This window comes from Pseudomonas maioricensis (genome assembly GCF_022790535.1).
Lineage (GTDB): Bacteria > Pseudomonadota > Gammaproteobacteria > Pseudomonadales > Pseudomonadaceae > Aquipseudomonas > Aquipseudomonas maioricensis.
This window is the reverse complement of record NZ_LOHG01000001.1, coordinates 509260-530528: the sequence shown is the minus strand read 5'-3', so window position 1 is coordinate 530528 and position 21269 is coordinate 509260. Positions and strand designations below refer to the sequence as shown.

The 21269-nt window shown below is 57.3% G+C and carries 19 protein-coding genes; 15 read left to right on the top strand and 4 right to left on the bottom strand.

What is annotated here, in order from left to right:
* Window positions 1–16 precede the first annotated feature (16 nt).
* The 6 genes from AUC61_RS02420 to selO all read left to right on the top strand — a co-directional run bounded on the left by AUC61_RS02420 (window position 17) and on the right by selO (window position 11216).
* Window positions 17–1168, top strand: coding sequence for an NHL repeat-containing protein (locus AUC61_RS02420; protein ID WP_243244289.1), 1152 nt, complete (start codon window positions 17–19; stop codon window positions 1166–1168).
* Window positions 1169–1683: 515 nt separating this feature from the next.
* Window positions 1684–1896 (top strand): DUF6124 family protein, encoded by a 213-nt coding sequence (locus AUC61_RS02415; protein WP_243244288.1) that lies wholly within the window; start codon window positions 1684–1686, stop codon window positions 1894–1896.
* 352 nt (window positions 1897–2248) lie between these two features.
* Complete coding sequence (locus AUC61_RS02410; protein ID WP_243244287.1) at window positions 2249–4051, top strand: acyl-CoA dehydrogenase; 1803 nt, start codon at window positions 2249–2251, stop codon at window positions 4049–4051.
* A 372-nt stretch (window positions 4052–4423) separates the two neighbouring features.
* Window positions 4424–6166 carry a potassium/proton antiporter gene (locus AUC61_RS02405; RefSeq protein WP_122664225.1) on the top strand — a complete coding sequence of 581 codons (1743 nt, stop codon included), beginning with the start codon at window positions 4424–4426 and terminating at the stop codon, window positions 6164–6166.
* Between the two features lie 35 nt (window positions 6167–6201).
* Complete coding sequence (mscK, locus tag AUC61_RS02400) at window positions 6202–9579, top strand: mechanosensitive channel MscK (RefSeq protein ID WP_243244286.1); 3378 nt, start codon at window positions 6202–6204, stop codon at window positions 9577–9579.
* Between the two features lie 173 nt (window positions 9580–9752).
* The gene (gene selO / locus AUC61_RS02395) at window positions 9753–11216 is read left to right on the top strand and encodes a protein adenylyltransferase SelO (protein WP_243244285.1); all 1464 of its coding nucleotides are present in this window, start codon (window positions 9753–9755) and stop codon (window positions 11214–11216) included.
* On the opposite strand, the gene AUC61_RS02390 is transcribed toward selO, so the two are convergent.
* The 3 genes from AUC61_RS02390 to AUC61_RS02380 form a co-directional block, all read right to left on the bottom strand.
* Window positions 11155–12054, bottom strand: coding sequence for a hypothetical protein (locus AUC61_RS02390; protein WP_243244284.1), 900 nt, complete (start codon window positions 12052–12054; stop codon window positions 11155–11157). The two genes, selO and AUC61_RS02390, sit on opposite strands and share 62 nt — an antisense overlap.
* A 96-nt stretch (window positions 12055–12150) precedes the next feature.
* Window positions 12151–12585, bottom strand: coding sequence for a hypothetical protein (locus AUC61_RS02385; RefSeq protein ID WP_243244283.1), 435 nt, complete (start codon window positions 12583–12585; stop codon window positions 12151–12153).
* Window positions 12586–12956: 371 nt separating this feature from the next.
* Entirely contained in the window at window positions 12957–13652 is a 696-nt protein-coding gene (locus AUC61_RS02380; protein WP_243244282.1) for an aspartate/glutamate racemase family protein, read from the bottom strand.
* 119 nt (window positions 13653–13771) lie between these two features.
* On the opposite strand from AUC61_RS02380, the gene trxC reads away from it, so the two are divergent.
* Window positions 13772–14206 (top strand): thioredoxin TrxC, encoded by a 435-nt coding sequence (trxC, locus tag AUC61_RS02375; RefSeq protein WP_243244281.1) that lies wholly within the window; start codon window positions 13772–13774, stop codon window positions 14204–14206.
* A 135-nt stretch (window positions 14207–14341) separates the two neighbouring features.
* Complete coding sequence (locus AUC61_RS02370; RefSeq protein WP_243244280.1) at window positions 14342–14740, top strand: PAAR domain-containing protein; 399 nt, start codon at window positions 14342–14344, stop codon at window positions 14738–14740.
* 106 nt (window positions 14741–14846) lie between these two features.
* On the opposite strand, the gene AUC61_RS02365 is transcribed toward AUC61_RS02370, so the two are convergent.
* Entirely contained in the window at window positions 14847–15620 is a 774-nt protein-coding gene (locus AUC61_RS02365; RefSeq protein ID WP_243244279.1) for a ParA family protein, read from the bottom strand.
* Window positions 15621–15896: 276 nt separating this feature from the next.
* Between AUC61_RS02365 and AUC61_RS02360 the strand changes: the two genes are divergently transcribed.
* The 7 genes from AUC61_RS02360 to AUC61_RS02330 all read left to right on the top strand — a co-directional run bounded on the left by AUC61_RS02360 (window position 15897) and on the right by AUC61_RS02330 (window position 21130).
* Window positions 15897–16619 carry a beta-ketoacyl synthase chain length factor gene (locus tag AUC61_RS02360; RefSeq protein WP_243244278.1) on the top strand — a complete coding sequence of 241 codons (723 nt, stop codon included), beginning with the start codon at window positions 15897–15899 and terminating at the stop codon, window positions 16617–16619.
* On the top strand, window positions 16595–17407 hold the full coding sequence (locus AUC61_RS02355; RefSeq protein WP_243244277.1) for a lysophospholipid acyltransferase family protein: 813 nt from the start codon (window positions 16595–16597) through the stop codon (window positions 17405–17407). The genes AUC61_RS02360 and AUC61_RS02355 overlap by 25 nt, the downstream gene beginning before the upstream one ends.
* Window positions 17382–17642, top strand: coding sequence for a phosphopantetheine-binding protein (locus AUC61_RS02350; RefSeq protein WP_027901954.1), 261 nt, complete (start codon window positions 17382–17384; stop codon window positions 17640–17642). Before AUC61_RS02355 ends, AUC61_RS02350 begins: the two co-directional genes overlap by 26 nt.
* A gap of 9 nt (window positions 17643–17651) precedes the next feature.
* Window positions 17652–17906, top strand: coding sequence for an acyl carrier protein (locus AUC61_RS02345; RefSeq protein WP_122664184.1), 255 nt, complete (start codon window positions 17652–17654; stop codon window positions 17904–17906).
* Window positions 17903–18448, top strand: coding sequence for a COG4648 family protein (locus AUC61_RS02340; RefSeq protein ID WP_243244276.1), 546 nt, complete (start codon window positions 17903–17905; stop codon window positions 18446–18448). The genes AUC61_RS02345 and AUC61_RS02340 overlap by 4 nt, the downstream gene beginning before the upstream one ends.
* Window positions 18449–18467: 19 nt before the next feature.
* Window positions 18468–20153, top strand: coding sequence for an ApeI family dehydratase (locus tag AUC61_RS02335; RefSeq protein ID WP_422764893.1), 1686 nt, complete (start codon window positions 18468–18470; stop codon window positions 20151–20153).
* A 242-nt stretch (window positions 20154–20395) separates the two neighbouring features.
* Window positions 20396–21130, top strand: coding sequence for a glycosyltransferase family 2 protein (locus tag AUC61_RS02330; RefSeq protein WP_243244274.1), 735 nt, complete (start codon window positions 20396–20398; stop codon window positions 21128–21130).
* Window positions 21131–21269 lie beyond the last annotated feature (139 nt).

The following is a 21269-nucleotide window of genomic DNA, read 5'->3' as shown; positions in this document are numbered from 1 at the left end:
AATCAGAGATTAGAGAATGACAATCTTACACAATCAAAGAACTGAGTTTGATCCTGCCTTTGGTATCAATGGGAAACTTGATGTCCGCCCACCGGGCAACTTTCGTAATGACTTGTCGAACCTGGCCATGGATGCATCCGGCCTGCGTTTGATGATCTATGGGGCCTACGAACGCGAGACACCAAACTCGCCTATCCCGGGTGTTGCCTCCCTTTACCTCAACGGTAACTTCGACACCCGCTTCGGCGACAGGCAGGACGGCCTTACCATCGCACCACCGAATGTCCTCGCACAGAGCGCCAGCGGTTTCGCCAGGCTGAACAATGGATCATTCTTCATCACCGGTTCAGCGTCCCAACAACTTCCGCTCCTCCGATATGACCCTGAAGGGCGACTGATGTACGTCATGGATCTGGCCGAGGGTCCGCAATACTCCACTCCGCGACTACTGGGTATGGGTGAAGCCGTCTTATTGGCCAGCTCCGACCGTAACGGGGGTGTTATTTATTGCCGCAACTACGAAACAGACGAACCTTATTTCGGCATCGATGGCAAGGCAACTTTCCTGACGGGCAATAGTTATGTATCTACCTTGCACATGGTGCGCAGTGCTGATGACTCGTTTTATCTGGCCGGTGAAGTAGGCAATGACGGTTATATACTGCGCATGACCCGTACAGGCGAACTCGATCAAGGCTTTGCCGAGGGTGGTGTGTACAGGGTCAGGATGGTGGATGCCCGTTACAACTCTTGCCGCAGGGTGATTGACCTGCCTGATGGCAAAGTCCTTGCGTTGATTAACGACTCAGGCTCCGAGATCGGCGCGGCCAGCCACATGATTCGTTTGACCGCCGCCGGGCGAATCGACCCGACATTCAATCGCGGCGAACCCGTTCGCATCCCGGGCGAAGTTGGCGAAGACATGACACTGCACGCTGACGGCAGAATCCTAGTGGTTAATCGCGGCGTGATGACTGGCAACCTGCTAACCCGCTACCTGCCTGATGGCTTGCTGGACATCGAGTTCGGCAACGAAGGGACCGGATCAATCACGTTTACCAATGACCAGATCGGCTTCGTCAAAGGCGTGATGGTTCAGCCTGACGGCAAGATTCTCATTGGCGGAACATCCGGGTCGATCACAACGCTACTGAGGTTGCTGGCGTAAGACCTGACTGACCGCTACGGGCGCACCCAGGCCGGATGGCTAGCGGGTCCCACTGAATCTGTGGGAGCCGGGCTTGCCCGCGATAAGGCTGGAAGCGGTTTAGTTTAGATAGCGGTGCCCTTATCGCGGGCAAGCCCGGCTCCCACAGGGATGGTATTTCAATCAGATGTCTTGGATCCCACAGCAACCCGGTTACTTTCGCTAACGAAACGCCCTGTAAAATGGGCGTTTCCGACAGGCTTCTCCCTTTCTTCTGCGTGAAACTTCCTAGAGACTCCTGACCCCGTTGCGTGGGTGTTTTTGTCTCTTTAGGCTGCGTCGGTCACTGCTCATCAGTGATCGGGTTTAGCAGCCTGCCGTATCCACCGCGCAACAACACCGTTTATGGCGGCTTTGCGCGGGGCGCCTTCGGGCGCGCCGGTTTTGGTGGGTACCCGGTCTGCTAACCCGCGACAAAGCCGCCACCCTCATTCGTTTAGCGGCGTTTGAAAGGTGGCCCCAAAGAGGTACTCACCATGACAAAAGTAACGCCAGACACATCGCAAATCTCACTTGAACAATCCCTGCTCCACATCTCCGACCTGCTGCGTTGTGCAGCAGCGACCGCCTACGAATCCGGCGACAGCCTCAACGGCCCGAAGCGCGACCTGGCCTTCTCCGTCGTTCACCTGATCGGCATGGCCCGGACCGAAGTGGATCGCTCTTTGGCGGGAGTTGAAGCTCGATAAATTCCAGCCAGACAGGCCGTCTCGGCAACAAGTTGCCTCCTATCTGACGCGACGCTGTTTCACAGCAAACATTGGACCTGTAGGAGCTGCCGGAGGCTGCGATCGCGGTGTGTCAGGGAGAAATGCTTCGCAGCCTTCGGCAGCTCCTACAGAAGATGCATTTCAATCCATTAATTTGGTTTCTTTGATGAGAACGAACTTGTTCTCGATACGCTGGCATCGCCGATGAGCAGCGCACGCCCCAAACAGACTCGCGTGTTGCTTTCCCCAACCATCACCCAAATCAATCATCCTGTGCAGCCGAAATATGCGCGCCTAGACTCAGCCTATTTCAACAAAAAGGTACAGGGTCATGTCCGAGTTGCTGCTCAGTTCCCGCAATCTGGCGTTCGAGCTTTATGAAGTGCTGGATGCCGAAGCGCTGACCCAACGCAAACGGTTTGCCGAGCACAATCGGGAGACGTTCGATGCCGCGATTGGCACGGCGCGCACCGTCGCTGAGAAGTACTTCGCGCCCCACAACCGCAAAGCTGATGAAAACGAGCCACGCTATGAAAATGGCGAAGCGGTTCTGATTCCCGAGGTAAAACCTGCCGTTGATGCGTTTCTCGAGGCAGGTTTCCTGAATGCAACACGCAGTTTTGAAGACGGCGGCATGCAGTTGCCGACGCTGTTATCCCAAGCCTGTTTTGCACATTTTCAGGCCGCTAACGCAGGCTCTACGGCTTATCCGTTCCTGACCATGGGCGCGGCAAACTTGATTGAAAGCTTCGGCAGTGACGAGCAGAAACGACGCTTTCTGCAACCGATGATCGAAGGCCGTTTCTTCGGCACTATGGCGTTAACCGAACCCCACGCTGGCTCATCCCTTTCAGATATTCGCACCCGTGCGGAACCCCACGAAGATGGCAGCTATCGCCTGCGGGGCAACAAGATTTTTATCTCCGGCGGCGATCATCAATTGTCGGAAAACATCGTGCACATGGTGCTCGCCAAGCTGCCGGATGCACCTGCCGGTGTGAAAGGTATTTCGCTGTTTATCGTGCCCAAGTTCCTCGTCAACGATGACGGCAGCCTCGGCCCCCGCAACGATGTGATTCTGGCCGGGCTGTTCCACAAGATGGGCTGGCGCGGCACCACTTCAACAGCACTTAACTTCGGTGATAACGGTCAGTGCGTCGGCTATCTGGTGGGTCAACCTCATCAGGGCCTGAACTGCATGTTCCAGATGATGAACGAGGCGCGTATTGGCGTCGGTATGGGCGCTGTCATGCTCGGTTACGCGGGCTATCTATACTCGCTGGACTACGCTCGCGAGCGACCACAGGGTCGGCTGCCAGACAGCAAAAACCCGGAAAGCGCGCCAGTGCCCATCATCCAGCACGCCGACGTCAAACGCATGCTGCTGACCCAGAAAGCCTATGTCGAAGGCGCTTTCGATCTGGGGCTATACGCCGCTCGGCTATTTGACGACAGCACGACTGGGGAAACCGAAGAGGCTCGCCAGTGGGCTCAACAATTACTGGACTTGCTCACGCCTATCGTTAAAGCCTGGCCGTCGGAGTTCTGCCTGAAAGCCAACGAGCTGGCGATCCAGATTCTAGGAGGGCATGGCTACACCCGGGAGTATCCGGTAGAGCAGCATTACCGCGACAACCGCCTGAACCCGATCCACGAGGGCACCAACGGTATTCAGTCGCTGGACCTGCTGGGTCGCAAGCTGGCGCAGAATGGCGGCGCGGGCCTCAAGCAATTGCTGCGGCTGATTGCCGATACCAGTCAACGTGCCCAGACACATGAAGCGCTGACTGAACTACGCCAGCCACTGGAGCAACTGGTGGCACGCCTGCAAGCCGTGACCCTCGGTCTGCTGGGCGATCTGGCGTTGGGGAAAGTGAACACGACCCTGGCCAATTCGGCGCTATACCTCAAGGTTTTCGGGCATACCGTGATTGGCTGGCGCTGGCTGGAGCAGGCGATACACGCACAACAGGGCCTGGCGACGGGCAACCCGGCAGACAGGGATTTTTACCAAGGGAAACTTCAGGCTGCGCGTTACTTCCTGACCTGGGAAATCCCCGGTTGTCATCACGAGCTGGCGATCCTGGAAGCGCGTGACGGGACATGCCTGAACATGCACGAAGCCTGGTTTTAGGGGGACACCGCGTAAATCTGCGGGAGGCGGGTTCACTCCCGGGGGCGTACCGATGATGCCGTATGCCTCAAGTTAAATGCTTTTCTGTAGGAGCTGCCGAAGGCTGTGAAGCATTTATTCTGACGCACCGCGATCGCAGCCTCCGGCAGCTCCTACAGGGTCCGATGTTTGCTTCGCGACCCCGCGGTACCAAGGACACGTGGCAGCCCTCCTACAGTTCAAGCCATCTATTGAACATCCTGTTCAGCCAATCAACAGCAATGCTTTGACAGCCAACCAATTCAACAGGTTAGAATCCGTTGGCACGGTGACTGCATGGTGATTCATCTGCCCTTTCTTTTTTTGATCACTTTTCTGCCTGGAGTAATGCCCTTGGATGCCACGACCATCAACAGCCTGTTCTTGATCGGCGCGTTGCTGGTGGGTGCAAGCATTCTGGTCAGCTCGCTTTCTTCGCGCCTGGGCATCCCGATTCTGGTCATCATCCTTGCGGTCGGCATGGTCGCGGGCGTAGACGGCGGCGGGATTATTTTTGATAACTACGCCACCGCTTATCTGGTAGGCAACCTCGCGCTGGCGGTTATTCTGCTCGACGGCGGCCTTCGCACACGTGTTTCCAGTTTCCGCGTCGCGTTATGGCCAGCGCTGTCTCTGGCGACGGTTGGGGTCCTGATTACTACGGCTCTGACAGGCATGGTCGCGGCCTGGCTGTTCAATTTGAACATGATCCAGGGCTTGCTGATCGGCGCCATTGTCGGCTCCACGGACGCTGCCGCGGTGTTCTCGCTGCTGGGCGGCAAAGGACTGAACGAACGGGTCACCGCGAGCCTGGAAATCGAATCCGGCAGTAACGACCCGATGGCGGTGTTCCTCACGGTGACGCTGATCGGCATGCTTGCCAACGGCCAAACCAGCCTGGAATGGAGTCTGTTGACCCACCTGATTCGCGAATTCGGCATCGGCGGCGTCATCGGTCTGGGCGGCGGCTGGGTCATGTTGCAGTTGGTCAACCGTATAAATCTGGCTGCTGGCCTGTATCCAATTCTGGTGATCGCCGGTGGATTGGCGGTCTTTGCCCTGACCAACGCCGTCCACGGCAGCGGTTTTCTGGCGGTTTACCTGTGCGGGCTGGTGATGGGCAACCGTCCGATCCGCAGCCGCCACGGTATTTTGCACATGCTTGACGGCATGGCATGGCTGGCGCAGATCGGTATGTTTCTGGTGCTGGGTCTGCTGGTCACGCCGCACGACCTGCTGCCGATCGCAATCCCGGCATTGGGTCTGGCGCTGTGGATGATCCTCGTCGCACGACCTCTCTCGGTACTGGTCGGGTTGTTGCCGTTCAAGGCGTTCCATGGCCGTGAAAAAGCCTTTATTGCGTGGGTCGGCTTGCGTGGCGCAGTACCGATCATTCTGGCGGTGTTCCCGCTGATGGCTAACCTGCCCAATGCGCAGCTGTACTTCAACCTGGCGTTCTTTATCGTACTGGTCTCGCTGCTCGTGCAGGGCACCAGCCTGCCGTGGATGGCCAAACTGCTCAAAGTTACGGTGCCGCCTGAGCCTGCGCCGATCTCCCGAGCGCCACTGGAAGTTCATGTCACCAGTGAATGGGAGCTGTTCGTCTACCGCCTCGGCGCTGAAAAATGGTGTATCGGCGCCGCCTTGCGCGAGCTGAAAATGCCTGAAGGCACACGTATCGCAGCCTTGTTCCGCGGCCAGCAACTGCTCCACCCGTCGGGTAGCACAACCCTGGAAGTGGGTGATTTGCTGTGCGTCATCGGCCACGAACATGACCTTCCAGCCTTGGGCAAGCTTTTCAGCCAGGCTCCTCAGCGCGGTCTCGACCTGCGTTTCTTTGGCGACTTTGTGCTGGAGGGCGACGCCCAGCTCAGCGCTGTAGCGGCTTTGTATGGCTTGAAGCTGGATGGCCAGGACGGCAACATGCCGCTGAGCCAGTTCATCGTGCAGAAGAATCGTGGCGAGCCGGTTGTCGGTGACCAGATCGAATGGAATGGAACTATTTGGACAGTTGCGGTGATGGAGGGGAACAAGATCCTCAAAGTCGGCGTCAGATTCCCGGAAGGAAGCAACCCGGGCCCTGGGTTGTTCCTCTAAACTGCCCTTCTATTCGATCAGCTCGACCGGTGTCTATGTTGCCCCTGCGTACTTTTTTTGCTGCCATTGTGCTCGGCCTTTGCCTGTCTTCTTTCCCGGTGCTCGCCGCCGACCCGCCTACACGCGAGGCGGTACAGCAGAGTCTGGACAAGATCGCCGAGCGCAAACTGCCGGACGCTGACCAAAAAGCCCTGCAGCAAGTGCTGGAACAGACCCTTGGCTTTATCGACAGCAAGCGGGACTACGATCAAAAGCTCACAGCACTCAAGCAACAATTGGCCGATGCGCCGAAGCAGATCACGGAAAACCAGCGAGAGCTGACGCGGCTGAAGGGCAGCAGGATCATCCCCGTCGCCCAACGTTACGGCAGCCTTGATGTTCCGCAGCTGGAAAACATGCTCAGCGAGCGCAGCACTCAGCAAGGAGAACTGCAAAAAGCCCTGAGCGACGCCAGCAGCATGGTGATCACCGCCCAGACCCGTCCCGAGCGGGCTCAAGCCGAGATCAGCAACAATCAGAACCGTATCCAGCAAATCAACAACATCCTCAAGCTGGGCAAAGACAACGGTAAAAACGTCAGCGCCGACCAGCGCAATCAGCTCAACGCCGAACTGGCATCAATCAACGCCTTGAACGTGTTGCGTCGCCAGGAACTGGCCGGCAACAGCCAGTTGCAGGATCTGGGTAACAGCCAGCACGACCTGCTGGTGGAGAAGGTCAGCCGCCAGGAGCAGGAAATCCAGGAGCTGCAAAACCTGATCAACGACAAGCGTCGCGCCCAGTCGCAACAGACGGTGACGCAGCTGTCTCTGGAGGCCCAAAAAGCTGGAAGCAGCAGCCTGCTGGCAACCGAAAGCGCTGCCAACCTGAAGCTGTCCGACTACCTGTTACGTGGCACCGACCGCCTTAACGAACTGACGCAGCAAAACCTCAAGACCAAACAACAGCTGGATAATCTGACCCAGACCGATCAGGCCCTGGACGAGCAGATCAACGTGCTGCGCGGCAGCCTGTTGCTGTCCAAGATTCTCTACAAGCAGAAGCAGTCACTGCCGCACTTGCAGCTCGACAAAGGCCTGGCGGACGAAATCGCAGACATCCGCCTGTATCAGTTCGAGGTCAATCAGCAACGTGAACTGATGAGCAGCCCGGTCGCCTACGTTGAAAAACTGCTGGCCACGCAACCGCCGCAAGACATTACTCCGCAACTGCGTAAAACCCTGCTGGACCTTGCCGTCACCCGCAGCGACCTGCTGGAGCGCCTTAACCGCGAACTCAGCGCGTTACTCAATGAATCCATCACCTTGCAACTCAACCAGAAGCAGTTGGTCAGTACGGCGATCAGCCTGCGCTCAACGCTGGATGAGCAGATGTTCTGGATCCCCAGCAACAAGCCACTCGACATCGAGTGGTTTCAGGGCATCTGGCCGCGTCTGCAGAAACAGGTCGCAACCTTGCCGGTGGCCTCAAGCGTCAGCGAGCTTAGCGATGGCCTGACTCAGCGCCCGCTCCTGTTCCTGCCGCTGCTGCTGTTGATCGGCGTGCTGACCTGGAGGCGCAAAGCGCTCTACAACAAGCTCAACAAACTGCATGCCGACATCGGCCATTTCAAGCGTGACAGCCAGTTGCAGACACCGCTGGCGATTCTGATCAATATCCTGCTGGCGATGCCCGTGGCGCTGGCACTGGCGCTGTGTGGTTATGCCTTGCAGATCGATGCGCGAGGGCAAAATGCCAACCTGGGCGAAGCCTTGCTGCAAATCGCACTGGCATGGCTGGTGTTCTATACCGCTTACCGGATTCTCGCGCCGGGTGGCGTAGCCCAGCTGCATTTCCGCTGGGAAAAAGCTCAAGTGGAATTCCTGCAGCGCTGGATACGCAGACTTGGCCTGGTAGTGCTGGCACTGGTGGCGGTAGTCGCCGTGGCGGAGCATCAACCTGCAGCGCTGGCCGATGATGTACTGGGCATTGGCGTGGTGCTGACTTGCTATGCGCTGATGGCCTTGCTGCTTTCCCGGTTGCTGTTGATCAGCCCTAGCAATCACAACGCCTCGCTGTTCCGCAAAACCATGGGCCTGGCTTTCACAGCACTGCCTATCGCGTTGTTTGTCGCGGTCTGCTTCGGCTACTACTACACCGCACTGAAGCTCAGTGACCGGTTGATCGACACCTTGTATCTCATGATGCTCTGGCTGGTGATCGAAGCGACTTTCGTGCGCGGGCTGAGTGTTGCCGCACGCCGTCTGGCCTATCAGCGAGCGCTGGCTAAACGTCAGGCCGCCAAAGAAGCTGGCGATGGTGACGCCGTCGTGGAGGAACCGACGCTCGATATCGAACAGGTCAACCAACAGTCGCTGCGTCTGATTCGTCTGGCGCTGCTGGCCGGTTTCGTCGCCGCGCTGTATTGGGTCTGGTCGGACCTGATTACCGTGTTCTCGTACCTGGACAACATCACCCTTTATGAATACACCAGCGGTACGGGTGCAACCATGAGCATGGTGCCGATCAGCCTCGGCGACATGATCGGCGCACTGGTGATCATCGGTATTACCTTTGTGCTGGCGGGTAACCTGCCCGGCTTGCTGGAAGTGCTGGTGCTGTCGCGCTTGAGCCTTGCCCAAGGCAGCGCTTACGCGACCACCACGTTGCTGTCTTACGCCATTGCCGGTATCGGCTTCGTTTCTACGCTGTCAGCGCTTGGCGTGAGCTGGGACAAGTTGCAATGGTTGGTGGCAGCGCTGTCGGTGGGCCTGGGTTTCGGTATGCAGGAGATCTTCGCCAACTTCATCTCCGGCATCATGATCCTGTTCGAACGACCGGTGCGGATAGGCGACACGATCACCATCGGCAACCTGTCGGGCACAGTCAGCAAGATCCGTATTCGCGCCACGACCATTACCGACTTTGACCGCAAGGACATCATTGTCCCTAACAAAACGTTCATTACCGGCCAACTGATCAACTGGTCGCTGACCGATACCATTACCCGCGTCACGCTCAAGCTCGGCGTGGATTATGGCTCTGATCTGGACCTGGTTCGCACCCTGCTGATCAAAGCGGCCCGCGATAACCCACGGGTATTGAAAGATCCTGAGCCGATCGTGTACTTCCTGAACTTCGGCGAGAGCACGCTGGATCATGAGCTGCGCATGCACGTACGTGATCTGGGCGACCGTAACCCGGTGCTCGACGAGATCAACCGCTTCATCAACAAAGAGTTCAAGAAGCAGCACATCAACATCTCGTTCCGGCAGATGGAGGTTTACCTCAAAAACCTGCACGGCCAGGAATACAAACTGGTGCCTACCGACGAAGAGCCAAAACCAAGCGGGCCACTCAAGCTGGAATCTGCGGAGCCGGTCAAACCCGCGCCGAAAGACCAGCCAGAGCCGCCGGAGCTGCGGCTGGATTAAAGCAAATGCCGACCCGTTGGAGCGAGGCTTGCCCACGAACCAGGCGCCTCGGCAGCCCAGACAAATCGCATTAGCGTTCTTCGAGGGCAAGCCTCGCTCCAACAAACCTGGGAGCGCTGGACGCATACGGATCAACCCAGCAGAATACTCGGACATTCTGCTGGAGAAGGCCTGTGAAAGCCCTCGACGAACTCACCTTCGACAATCGCTTTGCCCGCCTGGGCGATGCGTTCTCCACTACGGTTCTGCCTGAACCCGTTGCCGAGCCGCGCCTGGTCGTAGCCAGCGATGCAGCCCTGGCCCTGCTCGACCTCGATCCCGCGCAAGCCGAGCTGCCGCTGTTTGCCGAAATATTCAGCGGCCACAAACTCTGGGCCGACGCCGATCCGCGGGCGATGGTCTATTCGGGTCATCAATTCGGCTCCTATAACCCACGCCTGGGCGACGGCCGCGGCCTGTTGCTCGGCGAGGTCTATAACGATGCGGGTGAACACTGGGATTTGCATCTCAAAGGTGCCGGACAGACGCCCTACTCACGCATGGGCGACGGGCGCGCCGTGCTGCGCTCATCGATCCGCGAGTTTCTCGCCTCCGAGGCCCTGTTCGCATTGGGTATCCCGAGCAGCCGCGCAGGTTGCGTGATCGGCTCAAGCACACCGGTATGGCGCGAAAAGCAGGAGCGCGCCGCAATGGTCTTGCGCCTGGCGCAGAGCCATGTGCGCTTTGGCAGCTTCGAGTACTTTTATTACACCAAACAACCGGAGCAGTTGAAGGCGCTCGGTGAACATGTGCTGGCGATGCATTTCCCACAGTGCCTGGAACAGGACGAGCCTTATCTGGCAATGTTCAAGGAAATCGTCGAGCGCAATGCCGAACTGATCGCCAAGTGGCAGGCTTATGGCTTCTGCCACGGCGTGATGAACACCGACAATATGTCGATTCTGGGCATCACTTTCGACTTCGGGCCTTTCGCCTTTCTCGATGATTTCGACCAGAACTTCATCTGCAACCATTCTGATCACGAAGGTCGCTACGCCTTCAGTAATCAAGTGCCCATTGCCCAATGGAACCTGAGCGCACTGGCCCAGGCGCTGACCCCGTTCATTAGCGTCGAAGCCTTGCGTGAGACCATCGGCTTGTTTCTGCCGCTCTATCAGGCTCACTATCAGGACTTGATGCGCCGTCGCCTGGGCCTGACCAGCGCCGAAGACGGCGATGAGCAACTGATTAGCGGATTGCTCAAACTGATGCAGAACAGCGGTGTGGATTACACGCTGTTCTTCCGTCGCCTTGGCGACGCACCAGCCGCCGAAGCACTGCGGGTGCTACGCGATGACTTCGTCGACATCAAAGGCTTCGACAACTGGGCCGAACAGTATGTCGCGCGTATCAGCCGTGAAGACAGCGGCACCGATCAGCAACGCCAGACGCGCATGCACGCGGTCAACCCGCTGTACATCCTGCGCAATTACCTGGCGCAACAAGCCATCGATGCCGCTGAAAACGGTGATTACGAAGAAGTCCGCCGCCTTCATAAAGTCCTCAGCGACCCGTTCAACGAACAACCGGGTATGGCTAGCTACGCTCAGCGGCCGCCGGAGTGGGGGAAGCACCTGGAGATAAGCTGCTCGTCCTGACGGTGGGCGCCTGTTTTGTGTTCACAGCCATGGAGGCCTCGCCATTGAAGGCCTCGTCGAGAATTCCAGGCTTTTTCTTGTCCCCGGGAAATCCATAGCGGGCGAGAAACTCAAAAAGCGATAACAACTCAAAGTCGCTTTTTTTATCTGTTGAGGTTGGGTCGCTGGCTTCTTTGATCTGGCGCTCTAAACGGCTCTCGTAAATATCGGGATACTGGGCTTCTTCTATAGGCTCAAGCGTCCGATAGTGCGCCAGCACTTCGGTATAGAACATTGGCGTTTTCCCATTATTGGCCGCCGACTCCAGGCGCTCCGGGCCCCATAAAGCATCATTCCATTTGCCTTCAATTTCACACACTGCACTACAGGCTGCACTTCTCTCGTCCATCGTATACGGTCCCTCATCGTCATAGACAATCAGGTTCAACTGCGCTCTGGAAAGCCCGTCAAAAGGATTTTTAGCTCCCACGTGGTTGTGAGCATAACGAGCGACAAACTCAGCGGCTTGCCGGGCCCTCTTCAACAGCTCAGGGTCGGTAGTGTCAGGAAGCTCAATCTTGTAATCGGCGCGGTCCAATCGCCAGTCACTTTCAGCCATTTTGTTCAAGATACGACTGGCTTCGGCCCCCAACTGCCGGCGATCCATAGTCTTGTCTCTATGTTCAGCACGTAACGCACTGTCCGCTAGCTGCCGAGAAAGCGTCGATAATGTCGCATTGGCGGATGATGCATCACGGGTTATTGGTTCTTTTGTTTGAAGAGATACTGATGCGGTATCACTGGTCTGTCTAGTCGAGTTGACACAAGCGCTATTGGTACTGGAAACAGTATTAATCATTACTAACCTCTAAGCGATAAGATAGTACAAACACGCCGTCTGGCCACAAGAACCAAATAACAGCCCTGCGACCAGACAACCTATCAATCTGGACTTCTACCTCATCGTGAATTCCACAGCCCAATTGTGATTTGACTGATTAACAGCGGTAATTCTTACTTCACAACGTGCGCCGCCCGTCTCCTCGACACTTTTATTCCACCTTGGCGCACCGTTACGGCCAGGAAGTTTTAAATAGCTTGTTTTAAACCTGCAGGACTTTCCCCCGATTTTGTATTGAAAAATGACGGGCGTCACATCAGGGGTAGGTCCTTTGACCTTAAAGACTTTTGAGGACCGCGGACCGACACGCGCCGGCGGCTTAGGGTCAGCATGTGCATAAGTATAGGCACTGATACTCACCGGATCATATATCGCAGTTTGGTCCGAATTATTCTTGAACGTCACGGTAGCCTCAGGCCCCGCAAGTGCAACACCTGAAACAGCGGCGATAGAAAGCGACGCGAACGCCAACGCATTAATTAATTTCATTAGTTATTTACCTTTATCTATTATTAAAACCTGAGAAAAAGGTAATCATCAAACACAGAAAGTCACAACCATTCGAACGGATAGCCAGCGAGAGAAAGCCCGCAATTGCTGGATATCAAAGGCAAGAAAAGATTAATTTTCCGAACACTCTTTATTTACTGTAAGAGCTGTCCTACACGACACAATATATAACTACCGCATTTTTCAGCGACCGCTGTACCAGCGCAATAGCACTGCAAACACCGGTTCTGTAGGAGCTGCCGAAGGCTGCGATGGCGATGTGTCAGGATGAATGTTTTCGCAGCCTTCGGCAGCTCCTACAAGAACTGCATTTGGCTGGATGTATGGCGATTTATCTGAAGAGACCAATCCTACAGCCCAAGCAACCACCGCAACCCCATCGCCACATGCTGCTCGGTACTGTCGATCAACGGCAACGGGCTTTTAACCCCGTCGAGCAGCAAGCCGATTTCGGTACAGCCCAGAATTGCCGCCTCCGCGCCCTGATCGCGCAGTTGCTCAAGCACGCTCAGGTAGTAATCCCGAGCGGGTTGATTGAATTGCCCCAGGCATAACTCGGCAAAGATCACCCGGTCGATCTCGGCCATGGCCTGAGCGTCAGGCAGCAGGCATTCAATGCCGAAGCGCTCGGCAAGGCGGTTGCGATAGAAGTCTTCCTGCATGGTGAAGCGCGTGCCCAGCAGTGCGGCGCGGGACACGCCGGAGGCTTGTAGGGTCTGGCCGACCGCATCGCCGATGTGCAACAGCGGGATGTCCACCGCAGCCTCAATGGCAGGAGCGATTTTGTGCATGGTGTTCGTGGCCAGCAGCAGCGCGCCCGCGCCAGCTCGTTGCAAACCTTGTGCGACCTGGGCCAGTTGCTCGCCTGCAACGTGCCATTCACCGGACTTTTGCAACGCAGCGATGCCCGAGAATTCGACTGAATGCAGAAGGATCGGCGCCGAATGGAGGCCGCCTAGCGCATCCCGAACGCCTTCATTGAGCCATTTGTAATAGGTGGCTGTGGATTCCCAGCTCATTCCGCCTATAACGCCCAGCGTTTTCATGGTTTGCTCCGTCACTGAATCATTGAAACCAGCCTAGGGGCATTAATCTCCTCAAACCAGTTACAGCCAAGTGGGAAGCGAGCAGTACAATCTGCGCGTCACTAGATTTTGGAGGCATCATGTCCGACCCCATGCTGATCCCCTGCCCGCACTGCAACGGGCTTAATCGCATCCCTAACGAACGCCTGGGCGACCATCCCAAATGTGGCCGCTGCAAACAGCAGGTATTTCTGAGCACATCGTTCAATCTGACCCAAGGCGATTACGCCAGCCAGATCAAAGGCGACTTGCCGCTGTTGGTGGATGTCTGGGCCGAATGGTGTGGCCCGTGCAAGTCCTTCGCGCCGATTTTCGAGCAGGCGGCCAATGAACTGGCCGGGCGCTGCCGACTGGCCAAACTGGACAGTGAAGCCAATCAGCAGTTGTCCGGGCAATTGGGCATTCGTTCGATCCCAAGCCTGATTTTGTTCCGCAACGGTCAGGAAGTCGCTCGTCAGAGCGGTGCGTTTCCGTTGCAGCAACTGTTGGCGTGGCTGAAAAGCCAGGGTATCTGAGTCGGTCTACGGCAAGGCAATGACTACGCCTTGCTGATTTTTCCGTAGGGGATTTCCGAAACCGCGATTTGCCCCTCCCGGCTGCGTTATTCAGACCTAGGATTTGAGTCCGACTCGTTTAACGGAAGCAGATCCATGTCCTATGTAGTCAGGGAAGACGATCCAACCACCACCGGTGGTTTTGTATTGAGCGCATCGGCGACACAACTCATGGACCAGCGCAGACTTGCGCGGATGGGTGACCCCGTCTGGTGCCCGGCCTGCGCAACGGTCGGTTACGTCGCTCAGGGCAACCCGACCTTCATTGACGAATACATCGCCGTCGCGACCCATGGCCACCACGTTAAATGCGACTGCGCCCCCGGCAGCCATCAGTTGATCGCGACGCAGCAAAGCCTGGCAGCAGATATGGATGCAGCAATTGATATCCCGAAAGGCCTGGCCAAACGGGCAAGGCTTGTCACGGACAGGATGAATGCTGCGGTAAAAGAAGGAGTAAAGCCTGGCGACCTTCGCTCAAGAAGAAAAACCTGACGTCTCAGGCGAATACATTTTCTGTAGGAGCTGCCGAAGGCTGCGAAGCGTTCCGCCCGGTATACCGCGATCGCAGCCTTCGGCAGCTCCTGCAGGTCTTGATTGCCTAAGCCCTGGTCTCCAGCAAATGATGAAGCTCCACGAACTGCTGGGTCAGTTTGTGGCGGGGCTCAAGGTAGATCAGCGGTTTGCTGGCCTGATGTGATTCGCGCATCTTCACCGAAGCATTCAAATACACCGGCAATACTGGCAACCCTTCTGCAATCAGTTCGTCGAGAATTTGCTGAGGCAGACTGGCCCGCGGCTGGAACTGGTTAACGATGATCCCCTCAACTTGCAGATCTTCGTTGTGATCTTCGCGAAGCTCCTCCACTTCCTTGATCAGGCCGTACAGCGCCTGACGAGAAAAGCTGTCGCAATCGAAAGGGATCAGTACTCGATCTGCGGCGATCAACGCTGAAACGGCGTAAAAATTAAGCGCAGGAGGTGTATCCAGATAAATCCGCTCGTAATCCTCATCCAGTTCGTCCAGCAGCTTCCTGAGCTTATTGATCTTGTGCTTGGCCTCAAGCTTGGGCTGCAAGTCCGCCAATTCCGGGGTGGCCGTTACGACATGGAGGTTATCAAACGGAGTTTCGTAGATATCCACCTGGTTTTTCTTGGCGAATGGACCTGAAGAAAGCGTCTGTTTGAAAAAATCCGCAATACCCATGGGGATGTCGTCACCCGTCAAACCGGTGAGGTACTGAGTCGAGTTCGCCTGAGCATCAAGATCGATCAAAAGCGTCCGATACCCTTCATTAGCACTGACGGCTGCCAGGTTGCAGGCAATGCTGGACTTGCCAACGCCACCTTTCTGATTGAAAACCACCCGACGCATGAGTTGACCTCCTTGGTCCCTGAATTGACTACAGGGGAAATAGTGGATGGCTGGAGTCTATGCAATGCACGTGACAAGGGCGAGTGCTACAGCCAGCCGCTAGACAAAATCCGGCTGGAAAAGTGGCAAATTTCTGCATATTTGATTTTTACAAATTGCTACTCCTCATCCTCATCGGGATAATGCCCGACGTTTGCCCGGAAATACGCACGATCCCGGCAAATTGCCAGCAATATCGCAGTAAGCAGTAGCCCGCAGGGGCGGGAAGATAATCCATTGATCACCTTTAACATCGCACAATGGCGCGCCTGGGCACCGGGTTTGACTCAGGTCGACGACTGGCAGCAGTGGAGCCAGCATCCCACGCCTTTGCAGAGCAGCGATGAAGCTCCTGACGTGTCGTTCCTGCCCGCCATGCAGCGTCGACGTCTGGGGCGCCTTGCACGCATGGCATTCGCCGTAGGCTGGCCACTGGCTGAGGGCCACGAGCGTTTGCCCCTGGTGTTCGTGTCACGCCATGGTGAAACACCGCGCACGTTCGAAATTCTGCGCGACGTAGCGGCCAGCCAACCGCTGTCCCCCACCCAGTTCAGCCTGTCCGTGCACAACGCGGTCATTGGCCTGTGGTCGATCATGCGTGGCGAAACCAGCGAAATGACTGCCCTGGCTGCGGCTGGCGACGGGCTTGAGCACGGCGCGTTCGAAGCGGCCGCACTGCTCGCCGAAGGTGCACCTGCGGTATTGCTGATCGTGACTGAAGAACAACCGCCCCACGCCTATTCAGACTGGATAGATGACGTGCCCTTCCCTTATGCCGTTGGCTTGTTGCTGACGCCGGGAACGGACTGGCAGCTTTCCTTGCAAGACAGCAGCGACAAAACGGTGCCCTGCAGCGAATGGCCCCATGCCTTGAATCTGCTGCGAGCACTCAACACCCAACAGAACATCTGCCAACACCCTTGGAAGAACCGGTTATGGAACTGGCAACGCAACCACTGAAAAAGCGCCAGGACGCCTATTACTGGCGCCTGCTCGCTACTGCGATGTGTTTTGCCCTGTTCGGGTTGGGCGGGCTATGTTTGCGATTGCTGTATTTCCCCCTGCTGCGCTGTCTGCCAGGCAATGCCGAGAAAAAACGCCAGCAGGCCAGAAGAACCATCAGCCGTTTGTTCTGGGTGTTTATTCAGCGCATGGCGCGCAGCGGCGTGCTGACTTACGAAGTAGAAGGCGCAGAACGACTGGGACGCCCCGGCCAGATGATCATTGCCAACCACCCGTCATTAATTGATGTGGTGTTTCTGATCGGGCTTGTGCGCGATGCCAACTGCGTGGTCAAACACAGCCTCTGGGAAAACCCTTTCACATGCGGCCCAGTGCGGTCGACCGGCTACATCAGCAACGATGGCAGCGCCGAGATGCTGGACACTGCCGCCGATGCATTGCGCAGCGGCCAGACCCTGATCGTTTTCCCGGAGGGCACGCGTACTCAGCCCGGCTGCGCACCAGAATTCCATCGCGGCGCAGCGGCAATTGCGCTACGAGGTGCCTCAATGATCACTCCGGTCGTCATTCAGGTCAGCCCGACGACGCTGACCAAGGCCGAACCCTGGTATCGCATCCCTTTGCGTCGTGTGCACTTCAGTTTGCGCGTCGGTGCCGATATAGATCCACACGCCTTTGCTGCGCTTGGCCCGGCGCCTGTCGCGTCGCGCAAGCTCAACGATCACCTGCATCACTATTTCATCAGGGAGCTCGCCTCAGATGAGCGTTCTACATCAAGACATTAAACAGCTGATCATCGACGCCCTGGGCCTCGAAGACATCAGCACCCATGACATCGGCAATGACCAGATCCTCTTCGGTGAAGGTCTGGGTCTTGACTCCGTAGACGCCCTGGAACTGGGCCTGGCCATCCAGAAGCGTTACGGCATCAAGATCGACGCGGACGCCAAAGACACCCGTGATCATTTCACTAGCGTGGACAGCCTTGCGGCGTTTGTCAGCGCACGACAAGCGGCCTGAGGATTTGACATGCAAACCCGTGAAGACATCTTCGAAATCCTGCGCGATGCGCTGGTCGAGCTGTTCGAACTTGAGCCTGAGCGAGTCACTCTGCAAGCCAATCTCTATCAGGATCTGGAAATTGACAGCATTGACGCCGTGGACCTGATCGACCACATCAAACGCAAGACCGGCACTAAAATCGCCGCTGAAGAGTTCAAGGCAGTACGCACCGTCAATGACGTCGTCGAGGCGGTTTACCGTCTGGCCAACACCGCCGAATGAAACGGCTGATCGGCCTGGGTCTTCTGCTGGCGGGCGTGCTGTACCCGTTCGCGGTTTACTACGGCACCGAGCATTTCGCACCCTGGCAGTTTGCGCTGCTGCTGGGTGTCTTGTGGCTGGGACGGGCGCTCACCGCTGGCAAGCGTCCCGCAACACTGATCACCGCCCTGATCGCCATTGGCTTTTGCCTGTTGTTGGGGCTGCTGGGCAGCCCGGAGTTGCTGCGTTGGTACCCGGTATTGATCAGCGCCTCAATGCTGAGTCTGTTCGGCATGAGCCTGATCTATGGCCCGCCGATCGTTGAGCGACTGGCGCGCCTGAGCGACCCGCATCTGCCCGAAAAGGCCATTCGCTACACACGTCAGGTAACGGTCGTGTGGTGCTGCTTTTTTCTGGCGAACGGGCTTATAGCCGCGGGGTTGACGCTGTGGGCTCCGTTGTCCTGGTGGGCGTTGTACACCGGGCTTGTTTCATATGGATTGATGGGTCTGCTGTTTGCAGGCGAATGGTTAGTCCGCCGCCGAGTAAGAGGCGCGGCATGAAATGGAATGCATGAACCGGATGGTTGTTGACTGGATAAAACCCGAACGTGTGTTGCTAGACCCGCGATTGGCCCGCGAGCTGACGCAGGCCCCGACGCTGAACCATGCCCAATTCTGCGAGCAGGCGTTGAGCGTCGCAGCGGGCTTGCAGGCCAAAGGCATCAAGCGCCTGGCGGTGCATCTTGAAGATGCAGGCGAACTGGCGATTGCCCTGTTTGCGGCCTGGCGAGCCGGTATCAGCGTACTGCTGCCCGCCGACTTGCAGGCGCAGACGCGTGAACGCTGGTCTGGGCATGTTGATGCCTGGCTGACCGACCAACCCGCTGACAGCAAACTGCATGAGTTGCATGCCGAGCCACTGCAACCTGCGCTGCTGGACCTTGATGAGTGTCGCCTCAGCCTGTGCACATCCGGCTCAAGCGGTGAACCCAAGCTGATCGAAAAGCGCCTGCGCCAACTGGCCAACGAGATCGACGCACTGGAACAACTGTGGGGCGCCGACCTTGGCGCGGCATGCATCATTGGCAGCGTCGCGACTCAACACATCTACGGTCTACTGTTCCGCGTGCTGTGGCCCTTGAGCGCGGGCCGTTGCTTCGTGCGCAAACAACTGCCGTTCCCCGAAGACCTGCAACGCGCCAGCCGCGAATTCCCGCACTTTGCGTGGGTTGCAAGCCCCGCGCTGCTCAAACGCATGGGCGACAACCTCGACTGGCCAGGTCTGGGCAAAGTTCGCCGGGTGTTCTCCTCCGGTGGCGCACTGCCAACAGAGGCAGCCGTCAGCCTTCACCAGCGTCTGGGCCAGTGGCCAACTGAAATCCTTGGCAGCTCGGAAACAGGTGGGATTGCGTGGCGCCAGGGCGAGAGCCTGTGGCAAGCCTTCGCCGGTGTTGAATTAGGTCAGGATGCAGAGGGAGCCTTGCGCATCAGTTCGACCTACATGCCTGCTGGCCACATCGAACAAACTGCAGACGCCGTTCGCATGGCCGACAATGGCCGCTTTGAATTGCTCGGGCGGCTGGATCGTATCGTCAAGCTTGAAGAAAAGCGCATTTCCCTGCCGCTGCTGGAACAAGCGCTGATCAGTCATGAATGGGTCGCTGAAGCGCGCCTAGCCGTGGTCCAGGAAAATCGTGCCTCGCTTGGGGCTCTGTTGGTGCTCAGCGCCAGCGGTTTGCACGCCTTCCGCAATCAAGGGCGGCGCCATCTGACACAAACCCTGCGCCAGCATTTAAGCGGACATTGCGAAGCCATCGCCCTGCCTCGCCGCTGGCGCATGCTGCGCCAGTTACCCCTGAACGCACAGGGCAAATTGCCTCAGGCTGAAATTCAGGCGCTGTTGATGGCGCCTCGCGGACAAGATCCGGAAGTGCTTGAGCAGCGCAACGTTGATGGCGAGTGGCATCTGCAACTGGGCGTACCGCCGGACCTGGCTTACTTCAGCGGACATTTCCCGACAGTGCCGGTGCTGCCGGGCGTGGTTCAAGTGAACTGGGCAATGGCGCTGGGTCAGCGTTTGCTTAATCTGCCGCCAAAGTTTGCCGGCATGGAAGTGCTCAAGTTCCAGCAACTGGTTCGCCCTGGCGACCAGATCAGCCTGAGCCTGCGCTTCGACGCCGAACGCGGCAAGCTGTACTTCGCCTTCCGCAACAGCGACGCGCCATGTTCCAGCGGCCGGATATTGCTGGAGGTGGCGGATGTTTGATTTAAAAGCGACCACGGACGCTTTCCTGCCGCTGCACTGTCACGCGACAAACATCAACTCTGTAGGAGCTGAGGAGCACCGCGAGGCTGCGATAGCGGCTTGCCTGACACACCCTTATCGCAGCCTCGCGGTGCTCGTCAGCTCCTACAGGAAACTCATTCCCTGTCATAAGTTTGATTTAAACCCGAGCGCTCCCACAGAATCCCCAGCGCATTCGACAACCCGGGAACAGGTAACTACGCATGCATAACCCCTGCGCAATTATCCCGGTGTTCGACCATGAACTGGCGGTGCCCGCAGTAGTTGATGCAGTGCTCGCCGCTGGTTTGCCGTGTATTCTGGTGGACGACGCCAGCAGTCCGTCTTGTGCCGCGGTACTGCGCGAACTGGCGCAAACCGAACAGGTTTATCTCGTCACCCTGCCGGTCAATCAGGGCAAGGGCGGCGCGGTCATGGCGGGTTTCCGCGAAGCCCAGCGCCTGGGCTTCAGCCATGCGCTGCAAGTGGATGCTGATGGCCAACACGACCTGGCTGATCTGGCGCTTTTTCTCGAAGCCTCCCGCCAGCAGCCCAACGCACTGATCTGTGGTTACCCGCAGTACGATGCAAGCGTGCCTAAAGGCCGTTTGTATGCGCGTTACCTCACGCACTTCTGGGTGTGGGTCAACAGTCTGTCCCTGCAGATCAAGGATTCGATGTGCGGCTTCCGGGTTTACCCGCTGACGCCCGTCCTGGATCTGATCAATACCGTGCAGGTGGGTAAACGCATGGACTTCGACTCGGAAATCCTCGTCCGCCTTTCGTGGCTCAATCAGCCGATGGTGTGGCTGCCGACCAAGGTGCATTACCCGCAGGACGGCCTGTCGCACTTCCGGCTGTTCCACGACAACGCACTGATCTCGAAAATGCACACCAAGCTGTTCTTCGGCATGCTGGGGCGTTTCCCGTTGATTCTCTGGCGGCGGTGGTTGCCATGAGCGGTGTGTTTGCAAGAAATCCGGCAGGAGCTGCCCCGGCGTCCATGGCCCCGCTCTGTCTCGCGACAAACACTGGATCTGTAGGAGCTGCCGAAGGCTGCGATAGCGGTGTATCGCAATGAACGCTTCGCAGCCTTCG

Bases quoted from the DNA above. Each gene is read 5' to 3' on its own strand.
- AUC61_RS02385 (WP_243244283.1), bottom strand. From the start codon at position 12,585: ATGAAATTAATTAATGCGTTGGCGTTCGCGTCGCTTTCTATCGCCGCT.
- AUC61_RS02350 (WP_027901954.1), top strand. From the start codon at position 17,382: ATGAGCGTTCTACATCAAGACATTAAACAGCTGATCATCGACGCCCTG.
- AUC61_RS02420 (WP_243244289.1), top strand. From the start codon at position 17: ATGACAATCTTACACAATCAAAGAACTGAGTTTGATCCTGCCTTTGGT.
- AUC61_RS02340 (WP_243244276.1), top strand. From the start codon at position 17,903: ATGAAACGGCTGATCGGCCTGGGTCTTCTGCTGGCGGGCGTGCTGTAC.
- AUC61_RS02415 (WP_243244288.1), top strand. From the start codon at position 1,684: ATGACAAAAGTAACGCCAGACACATCGCAAATCTCACTTGAACAATCC.
- mscK (WP_243244286.1), top strand. From the start codon at position 6,202: ATGTTGCCCCTGCGTACTTTTTTTGCTGCCATTGTGCTCGGCCTTTGC.
- AUC61_RS02335 (WP_422764893.1), top strand. From the start codon at position 18,468: ATGGTTGTTGACTGGATAAAACCCGAACGTGTGTTGCTAGACCCGCGA.
- AUC61_RS02330 (WP_243244274.1), top strand. From the start codon at position 20,396: ATGCATAACCCCTGCGCAATTATCCCGGTGTTCGACCATGAACTGGCG.
- trxC (WP_243244281.1), top strand. From the start codon at position 13,772: ATGTCCGACCCCATGCTGATCCCCTGCCCGCACTGCAACGGGCTTAAT.
- AUC61_RS02380 (WP_243244282.1), bottom strand. From the start codon at position 13,652: ATGAAAACGCTGGGCGTTATAGGCGGAATGAGCTGGGAATCCACAGCC.
- AUC61_RS02365 (WP_243244279.1), bottom strand. From the start codon at position 15,620: ATGCGTCGGGTGGTTTTCAATCAGAAAGGTGGCGTTGGCAAGTCCAGC.
- AUC61_RS02390 (WP_243244284.1), bottom strand. From the start codon at position 12,054: ATGATTAATACTGTTTCCAGTACCAATAGCGCTTGTGTCAACTCGACT.
- AUC61_RS02345 (WP_122664184.1), top strand. From the start codon at position 17,652: ATGCAAACCCGTGAAGACATCTTCGAAATCCTGCGCGATGCGCTGGTC.
- AUC61_RS02410 (WP_243244287.1), top strand. From the start codon at position 2,249: ATGTCCGAGTTGCTGCTCAGTTCCCGCAATCTGGCGTTCGAGCTTTAT.
- AUC61_RS02370 (WP_243244280.1), top strand. From the start codon at position 14,342: ATGTCCTATGTAGTCAGGGAAGACGATCCAACCACCACCGGTGGTTTT.
- AUC61_RS02355 (WP_243244277.1), top strand. From the start codon at position 16,595: ATGGAACTGGCAACGCAACCACTGAAAAAGCGCCAGGACGCCTATTAC.